At 41.4% G+C, this 8,834-nt stretch carries 6 protein-coding genes; 2 read left to right on the forward strand and 4 right to left on the reverse strand.

Translation table 11 applies throughout. The features are described from left to right. Positions 1 to 389 precede the first annotated feature (389 nt). Positions 390 to 1,310: a 50S ribosomal protein L11 methyltransferase gene (gene prmA / locus ACFFAP_RS31840; RefSeq protein ID WP_375514961.1), complete on the reverse strand. Its 921-nt coding sequence runs from the start codon at positions 1,308 to 1,310 to the stop codon at positions 390 to 392. 167 nt (positions 1,311 to 1,477) lie between these two features. Continuing rightward, positions 1,478 to 3,058 carry a phosphoglycerate dehydrogenase gene (gene serA / locus ACFFAP_RS31845; protein ID WP_375514962.1) on the reverse strand — a complete coding sequence of 527 codons (1,581 nt, stop codon included), beginning with the start codon at positions 3,056 to 3,058 and terminating at the stop codon, positions 1,478 to 1,480. A 684-nt stretch (positions 3,059 to 3,742) separates the two neighbouring features. On the opposite strand from serA, the gene ACFFAP_RS31850 reads away from it, so the two are divergent. Then, positions 3,743 to 4,525, forward strand: coding sequence for a Uma2 family endonuclease (locus ACFFAP_RS31850; RefSeq protein ID WP_375514963.1), 783 nt, complete (start codon positions 3,743 to 3,745; stop codon positions 4,523 to 4,525). Positions 4,526 to 4,633: 108 nt separating this feature from the next. On the opposite strand, the gene ACFFAP_RS31855 is transcribed toward ACFFAP_RS31850, so the two are convergent. Together ACFFAP_RS31855 and ACFFAP_RS31860 are read right to left on the reverse strand one after the other, a co-directional pair. Continuing rightward, positions 4,634 to 5,488 carry a bifunctional class I SAM-dependent methyltransferase/HIT family protein gene (locus tag ACFFAP_RS31855; RefSeq protein WP_375514964.1) on the reverse strand — a complete coding sequence of 285 codons (855 nt, stop codon included), beginning with the start codon at positions 5,486 to 5,488 and terminating at the stop codon, positions 4,634 to 4,636. A 98-nt stretch (positions 5,489 to 5,586) separates the two neighbouring features. After that, a complete protein-coding gene (locus ACFFAP_RS31860) occupies positions 5,587 to 6,381 on the reverse strand; it encodes a Uma2 family endonuclease (protein WP_375514965.1) in 795 nt (264 codons plus the stop codon). 164 nt (positions 6,382 to 6,545) lie between these two features. Between ACFFAP_RS31860 and ACFFAP_RS31865 the strand changes: the two genes are divergently transcribed. Next, the coding region (locus tag ACFFAP_RS31865; RefSeq protein WP_375514966.1) for an NACHT domain-containing protein at positions 6,546 to 8,834 on the forward strand (2,289 nt) is incomplete at its 3' end.

The raw sequence follows: 8,834 nt of genomic DNA on the forward strand, positions 1-8,834 counted from the left end.
TTCAGCAGCCCACAATGATTGCAATTTTTAATTTTATATTTTTAATTTTTAATTTTGAGAAGCGACTTGACTATCGCCACTTCGTTGCTATTACAGCAGAAATCATGTATTGAACCACATCTGTTGTAGAGGCGCAAGGCCTTGCGCCCTTACCGTGTGGTCTATTTACCCGAAAATAGCTGTAAGCTCGGAATAAATTCCAAAGCTAATAAATAGCTAAAGTCCTCTAAAGCGGACTGAGCAGATGATTTTAGTCCACGCTTAGTGGACTTCGGCTATCAGCATTGCACTTCAGTGCAGGGCGGGATGTCGGTTAGCACGATATGACTATTACAAAAATGTGGGTAATAACAAGAAACTTCCGCCACAGTACACTACCACCTACTAAGTTAAGAACGCCGTACATTCAAGCAACACCATTCTTTTCGTTTCCACAGGGTAGCAACCACCCAACCATTTTCTTCTAAGGCGTCAGCAACAGCTTTAGATTGTTCTAGTAAAATACCACTGAAGATTGCCCAAGTTTCAGGTTTAGCGATCGCACTCATTTCTGGAACCAATTCAATAATTACATGAGCCAAAATATTGCAGACGATACCATCCACTGGTTTCTCAACTAGTTTTGTCAAAACGTCTACACTTCCCAGTGCTGGAAGTAAACGTTCTGGACTAATGTCGTTCAAAGCACCATTACTGATAGTTGATTGCACCGCCAAAGGGTCATTATCTACTGCATAGACTTTCTCTGCTCCCAGTAGCAGCGCCCCAATAGAAAGGATACCAGAACCACAGCCAATATCTGCAATTACCAGATGTTCATGTTTGCTACTAGTACCCACAAAGGATTGAGGTAATTCACTTAGCCGCATTTCTAGAGATTCCAAACATAGCTGAGTGGTAGCATGGTTGCCCGTACCAAATGCTACACCAGGGTCAAGACGAATCACTAAGCGTTCCGTTGTTTCTGGTAATGGTAGCCAAGCGGGGTTGATTAGGAAGCGATCGCCTATTTCTTGCGGATGCCAATATTGTTTCCAGCTAGTCGCCCAATCTTCCTCATCAATTAACTGCCATTGCAGTGAGGGAGATGAAACTCCTACACAGAGAGCATCTTGACGCAGCCACAGCGATAGCGCTGCCAAATCTAGCAACTGCGTTTGAATTGTCGATAAGTAAGCCCTGACTAAAGATGAATTTCCTTTGTTTTCACTAGCTGTTCCCCGACAGCCAAAATCTTCCAGTCGCCAAAAGATTGAATCTTCTAGGTCTGGCTCACATAAAATCTGTAGTTCCCACCAGGTGTTTGCCATAATTCAGTGCTTTTAGCGGTAGCAGGGCGTTTAGCCCGTGCTGAGTGCTGAGTGCTGAGTTATGAGTTTGAGAGTTAGGAGTTAGGAGTTCTCCTGTTTAACTTCTCACTCCTCACTATTCACTCCTAACTTTTTTCACTCAGCACTTATTATTCAGCACTCAGCACTCATAGTGTTACTGTATACGCGTCCCGAATACCAGGGACTTTTATAATCTCATCCAAAATGCCCTCAGGTAAAGGGTCATCTATACTCAGAGCCATTACCGCATCACCACGGACGATTTTACGACCTACTTGCATACTGGCAATATTCACATTAAAACTGCCGAGTAGGGAACCAAGTTTGCCGATAATCCCTGGCATATCCCGGTGCAGGGTAAACAACATATATTTGCTAGGTGGGACATTAATTGGGAAACCGTCAACATCAGTTAGGTGGATTTCCCGTTCACCCAACAAAGCGCCGGTCACAGAATGAGTACCTAAAGTACCCGTGGCTTCTAGATGAAGCGTTCCGGCATAGTCTCTAATGGAAGCATCGCGGGTTTCAATTACCCGAATTCCGCGTTCTTTGGCTTCTATGCTGGCATTTACGTAATTGACTCGTTCCCGCAAAGCTTGGTGAAGTAGTCCTTTAAGGGCAGCGACGATTAAAGGCTGACTTTTGTTGGTTGCGAGTTCCCCTTGCAGTCGAATATTGAGTACTTCTACCCTACCACCAGCTAGTTGTCCCACTAGATTACCTAGAGTTTCTGCTAGTTGCATATAAGGTTTGAGTTCTTCCAACACATCGGGGCCGAGTCCGGGAATGTTGACGGCTGAACGCGCTGGTAGTCCTAAAAGTACATCCCGAATTTGTTCAGCAACATCAATGGCCACATTCACTTGAGCTTCTGCGGTAGAGGCTCCCAAGTGGGGGGTGAGGATGATTTCTTTACCTAGCGATCGCAATTCAGATTCACCCAGTGGTTCTGACTCGAACACATCTAAGGCTGCACCGCCGATTTTACCCGTTTTCAGAGCTGCTGCTAAAGCTACTTCATCAATGATCCCACCACGAGCGCAGTTGATAATCCGGGCTGTGGGTTTCATTTTTCCCAGGGTTGTGGCATTGATTAAGTGGGTGGTTTCTGGGGTTTTGGGGATGTGTAAGGTGATATAGTCTGCTTGCTGGAACAGTAAATCTAGCTCAACTAACTGACAGCCAAGTTGTTCGGCTCGGTCTGTAGAAATAAAAGGGTCATAAGCTAAAAGTTTCATGCCCATTGTCTTAGCTACAGCCGCAACATGGGAGCCAATTTTACCCAAACCGACGACACCGAGAGTTTTTTTGTAGACTTCCGCACCAACAAAACTATTGCGATCCCACGCACCGCGTTTCACCGAAGCGTTAGCATCGGGAATGTGGCGAGACAAAGCCAAAATCATCGCTAGCGCGTGTTCGGCGGCGGCAATTGTATTTCCCTCTGGAGAATTGACTACCACAATTCCCCGGCGGGTGGCAGCCGGAACATCCACATTATCCACACCCACACCAGCACGACCGATGATTTTTAGCTGAGTGCCGGCTTCAATAATTTCTTGGGTGACGCGTGTACTAGAGCGAATCATCAGCGCGTCATACTCACCAATAATTTCGATCAGTTCTGCTGGTTTTAGACCTAGTTTGACATCAACGGTAGCAACTTGCGAAAGAATGTCAATTCCAGCTTGGTCAATAGAATCTGAGACAAGAACCTTAGACATGATTATTTCATTTAAAGCTACAGGTTTTGCTGCACAAGACTTTTTAGTTTAGTCTTTATCTGTCGCAATTCAGCAAAAATTATTCGTTTTAATATCAACTTAACCTTTACTTACGCTGCGTGCTGATGGTATCGAAGCATGAGTTGCTCCCGGTGGGTACTGCCTCCTAAGTATTGGAACATGAGCGGCTGTTTGCACCACCCTGTCGCTAAATATAAAGCATGAATAGCACTAAACACTTATATATTTATTAATAGTTAAGAGTTACCAAAATTTTATCAGCTTAAGCAACTTTCTTATTGGGGTAGAAACGCCTGCATTCTTGGCTGGGCTGCAACTTTAGCTGAGGCAATGCTCTGCACAACCACCAAAAGAGTGAGTAACTATTATATCTGTCGAATCTTGGCTGTTTCTCAATACCATAAGTGGTATCCCTTAGTCAAAGCAAAACATTGCATCATCAAGATAATCGGATTGTGACAGTTAGAATTTAGGCATCTAATAAATTTTCTTGCTCATGATTCCGGCAGATTTAAGATTGTCTACTAGTTAAAAGTTGTCAATTAGTGTCAGTAGAGTACTTAATATACATTAGTAAACTAATGATCTAGTTGCGGAGAAATCGCTATAATTTTGGTGAGCCAAATAGAGTGAAATATCCTTTGAGTTTTGGGGAAACCAGCCATGTTAGAGTACAACTTGCCAAGGTACTTGCCCTCAGCCGAGGAACTACCAGACTCTGATGAAACGCCTGTGGATAATGAACTGCAAGAATTGATACCAGGCTTGCTGAAGGCTATCCTACTGATACTTTGGTCAGAACGCATGGACTGGTTATTTGGCATAGATATGGGTATTTATTATCACCCAGATAAACCACCCATTGTGCCAGATGGATTTTTGAGCTTAGGGGTAGAGCGGTTTTATGATGAGGAACTGCGTCCCAGTTATGTGCTGTGGGATGAAAATGTTGTACCGATTTTCGTGCTTGAAGTAGTTTCCCAAAATTATCGCAAGGAATACACTACTAAATTGGATGAATATGAGGCTTTAGGTGTACTTTATTACGTGATTTATTCGTCTCGTCGTCGCCGCAAACCGCATCTAGAAGTACATAAGTTGGTTAATGGTAAGTATGAATTGCAAGCGGGAAACCCCGTTTGGCTACCAGAGATTGGCTTAGGAATTGGTTGCGAAAGGGGAAATTATAGCGGTGTAACGCGGGAATGGATGTATTGGTATGATGAGCAAGGACAACGGTATCTCACGCCCGCAGAACAAATAAAACAAGAAGTACAACGCGCTCAACAAGAGACACAACGCGCTCAACAAGAAGCACAACGCTCTCAACAAGAAGCACAACGCGCTCAACAAGAGACACAACGCGCTCAACAAGCAGAACTACGGGTGCAACAATTGACAGAACAATTAAGAGCGCTAGGAATAGATCCAGATAATCTGGATTAACTGAAATATTTTGCAATATTTTCAACAAGACTGAAAAATCAGGCTTTTCAGATTTATGTATTTGCTATAAATTCTGGTTTGCTACTGGAAGCTGTCAGTAAAAAAAAACTATTGTTTTTTAGGAATAACGTTCCTGATTCCACTTTTAGAACCAACAGTATCACCTTTGTAACGAGGGATGATATGAATACTAGCGTGCATAATATTTTGACCGGCGGCTCGATTGATATTCATTCCTATATTAAAGCCATCAGGTTCAAATTCCGTTTTGAGAATTTCTTGTACTTTGTTCACCATAAACCAGCAAGCAGATTGCTCTTTCAATGGTAATTCAAAATAACTGCTAACATGACGTTTGGGAATAACCAAAACATGTCCTTTACTTATTGGATAGCCATCAAAAATAGCATAAGCAGTTGCTGATTCAGTTAAAAGCTTGAGAGTTTTATGGGGATTACAAAATATACAATAATTAGATGAATTTCGCTGATGATTATAGTGGACATACTCATATACTTCCCGATGTTCATCTAAAATGACTGAAGGAAAGGGAAGTTTTACAATACACTGATAGGTAGGTTTTTTATAGACATAATGTTCTCGAAATCCTTCTCTTTTAATATCCCTTCTAACAGCATAATAAGCTTTACCCCCTGGCTTTAATAAGTGTGATACTTCCATAAGAACATTAGTTTGTTCTTCAGGAAATAAAACATTTAAAACATAAAAGCAAATTATTGTATCGAATTTATTCTGAGGATATTCTGGAAAATAATAAGGGTCATAGCCTGTAATATCACAACCTTTTTGGCGCAGTATTTTAACATCATTACCAAAGCCACAACCGAAGTCTAATATTTTGCCTTGGAGAAGGTTTTGATTTAATAAAAGCTGTGCCGGAAATGATAAATAACTTCTTTCGATCGCAGTAAGATGGCTGAACTGATTTTTTTGCTGTTTCATGGAATTTTGGTGCTGATGTCCCAAAATTATTATTCCCAGCATCCCTTGAGGTTATGCGATGTCTACAACGGGTTATGACGCTCGCGGACTCGCTACCGCTACGCTATCGGCGTTGCATCAGGGTCAATACCTAGCTCACGTAACTTAGCTGCTAATATATCAGCACGTTGGCGTTCTTGTTCAGCACGTTGGCGTTCTTGTTCAGCACGTTGGCGTTCTTGTTCAGCACGTTGGCGTTCTTGTTGGGCTTGTTCGCTGCTCCACAACAGCAAATTTCCTTCTGTATCCCACCAGCGCAGCCAATTCATGGTTTGGCATAATCTTTCACCTTGCCAAATTCCGAGAAATAACTCTAACTCAGGAATCCAGTAACGTCCATTGGTGTCTGCTTGCTGCAAAGTATATTGTCCATTTTGCAAGCACCTTAGTTCTATGCTTGGTTCGTAAGGGTCGTAGGTTACGTAGGTTGGAACTTGGAGAATCTTTTCGTAATAATAGAGTTTACCGTAGGGTGGAGTTGAACGGACTGATAGTTCTCCACCTTCTGTGTCTGAGAGAAATTCCATTACTACAGCCACAGCAGCGCCTTCTAAAGTCGGGGTATAGCTGCGACGAACTACATTTGTTCCTACAGACTGCACTTGAGGAACATAAAACCAGTCTGGTGCTTTAACGACAATTTTTTTGTTGACTGTGGCTACAAGTCCAAAATTAGAGCCAATCAGCATTTGGGGCTGGATGCGCCCTGCGGTTCCCAAAGCATCGGTAAGCGCAGCAGCGATCGCGGGTTGTTGAATATTTTCCACTGGATCGTCTGGTAAAATGAAGTCGGCTGGAAGTGCTTCCCAGGTAACAATTGGTTCTTTTTGGATGGGGTTAACTTGTAGAACCATAAAACTACTCCTAATATCAATGCACAGTTATTAGTTATTTTTAACAAATCTTCAGGGCGCACAGCTGTGCGATCGCTTCCCATAAATCCAGATAATCTTAAGTTTTGGATGAATAAACTCGCACTCCCTAAAAACACAGAAATCTGGAAAGATTTCTCAGACTGGTGTATATACTCGTAATCAAGCACTTAGCAGGCGTGAGTATTATGGTGGAATGGTTGATTGGCTGGATAGCAAGCAATGCTGTCGGACTCCTAGTCAAGACTATTCTCAACGAAGAGTTTGCACAGGATTTAGCAAAAGATTATGCCAAAGACTTTTTCAAAGACCGCTTCAACAACGTCGGGACATCACTATTTGTAAAGGAACCACTTCAGAAGGCTATTATTAAGGCACTGAAGGAATTTTTGCAAATAGTGGAAGATGAGTTAAGGTTTCGCAGAGTGTCTGACGAAGACATTAAGAAATTTGCTAAACCACTCAAGCAATTTATATATAACAAATCTGTTAAACAAATCCTGGGTAAAGCTTTTGAAGCTGATTGTGATTCTCTAGATTATCAAACGCTTGCAAATATTTGGAATCATCCTGAATCACCAACTATGCCAGCTAAGTTTAACTGGCAATTAGTAACGGATAATTATTTGAGAAAATGTCAACAGATTCTCTCTGAATCAGACGAGTTACGTAATATTCTCATTCTCCAAAAACTTGATGCTATTCAAAAACATAATCAACAAAGCGATACTATTACAGCAGATTTCAATTTGTCTGGATATCTAGAAACTATTCGTGAACGCTACGGCAATCTGAAGTTAGATAGTTTAGAAAATACATCCCGCGAACATCCGGTAAATTTATGGCAAATGTTTATCCCGCTAAATGTGCGTCAAGTTTATCAGGTTTTACCAGAACTGCCTAAAGAACATCTCCGCAGGCTACAAGAAAGTAAGCAATTAGATGCGGAATTTGAAATAGAAAAGTTTCAAGAAGAAACAGAACGTTATCAACGCAATTATTTTGAGCAGCCAATCCGTTCAGTATTAGATGTTGTCCGAGATCAGCAACGCAAAAATTATTTAGTTATTTTAGGTGATCCTGGTTCCGGCAAGTCTACATTGTTGCAATATCTAGCGTTGGATTGGGTAGAAAAAACTCTTGAGCAGAATGATTTTCATCTGCCAATTCCTTTGCTGATTGAATTACGCAATTATATGCGCGATCGCGATGCGGGTAGTTGTAATAATTTTCTCCAATTTTACCATAACAGTCCCAATTGTTTTTATCACCTGAATCAGCACAAATTGCATGAGCAGCTAAAGGCTGGTAACGCTTTAGTTATGTTTGATGGTTTGGATGAAATCTTTGAATCCGCGAAGCGGGAGGAAGTAATTACCAGTATTCATCGCTTCACTAATGAATATCCGGATGTGCAGGTAATTGTCACTTCTCGGATTATCGGCTATAAACAGCAACAATTGCGAGATGCAGAGTTTCGCCACTTCATGTTGCAAGATTTAGAGCCAGCACAGATTCAAGATTTTATCGAACGCTGGCATGATAAAACTTTTAGTCAAGCGGAAGAAAGAGATAAAAATATCAAACGAGAACGTTTACAAAGAGTAATTAATGAATCAAAAGCAATTGCCGAACTTGCACAAAATCCTCTGCTGTTAACCATGATGGCAATTCTCAATCTCAGGCGAGAATTACCCAGAGATAGAAGTGAACTGTATAAGGAGGCTTCCGAGGTTCTGCTGCATAATTGGGACGAGGGACGCAATTTAAAGCCAGATGAACGTCTGGAAATTATTGATTATAAAGATAAACAGGCAATGTTGCGTCAAGTTGCTTATCAAATGCAAACCAGTGAAAAAGGTTTAGCTGGCAACATTATCTATGCGGATGATTTAGAAGCAATCTTCACTAAATATCTGCAAACTATACCAGTGAGTGATGCCAGAGATAAAGCTAGACGGTTGATGAAACAACTGCGCGATCGCAATTTTCTTTTATGTTTCTTGGGTGCAGATTACTATGCCTTTGTGCATCGGACTTTTTTAGAATATTTCTGTGCTTGGGAGTTTGTCTGGAAGTTTGAGAAGGAACGCAGTATTACAATTGAGGATCTCAAAACTGAAGTTTTTGGCAAACACTGGCAAGATGAAACTTGGCATGAGGTATTGCTGTTAATTGCGGGAATGATTGATGTGAAGTTTGTTGGTGAAATTCTTGATTACTTAATGGTGCAAGATGGGGAACAAGAAAAGTTTATCAACTTGTTTTTAGCGGCTAAGTGTCTTGCAGAAGTGAGAAATCGCTCGGTGATTGCGTCAGTGGCTAATAAATTGCTTGACAAGCTAAAAGACTTAACTAAATATGACCTCTGGTACTATTACTCCTTCTCTAATTACGAAGAAACTAAGTTAGTTCAGGAAATTCGCACTCAAGCA

Origin of the sequence: uncultured Nostoc sp. (assembly GCF_964245575.1) — a bacterium.
Classification (GTDB): domain Bacteria; phylum Cyanobacteriota; class Cyanobacteriia; order Cyanobacteriales; family Nostocaceae; genus Nostoc.

What these genes read in the sequence shown, in the direction of transcription:
- ACFFAP_RS31860 (WP_375514965.1), bottom strand. Translation starts at nt 6,381, where the DNA reads ATGGTTCTACAAGTTAACCCCATCCAAAAAGAACCAATTGTTACCTGG.
- prmA (WP_375514961.1), bottom strand. Translation starts at nt 1,310, where the DNA reads ATGGCAAACACCTGGTGGGAACTACAGATTTTATGTGAGCCAGACCTA.
- serA (WP_375514962.1), bottom strand. Translation starts at nt 3,058, where the DNA reads ATGTCTAAGGTTCTTGTCTCAGATTCTATTGACCAAGCTGGAATTGAC.
- ACFFAP_RS31850 (WP_375514963.1), top strand. Translation starts at nt 3,743, where the DNA reads ATGTTAGAGTACAACTTGCCAAGGTACTTGCCCTCAGCCGAGGAACTA.
- ACFFAP_RS31855 (WP_375514964.1), bottom strand. Translation starts at nt 5,488, where the DNA reads ATGAAACAGCAAAAAAATCAGTTCAGCCATCTTACTGCGATCGAAAGA.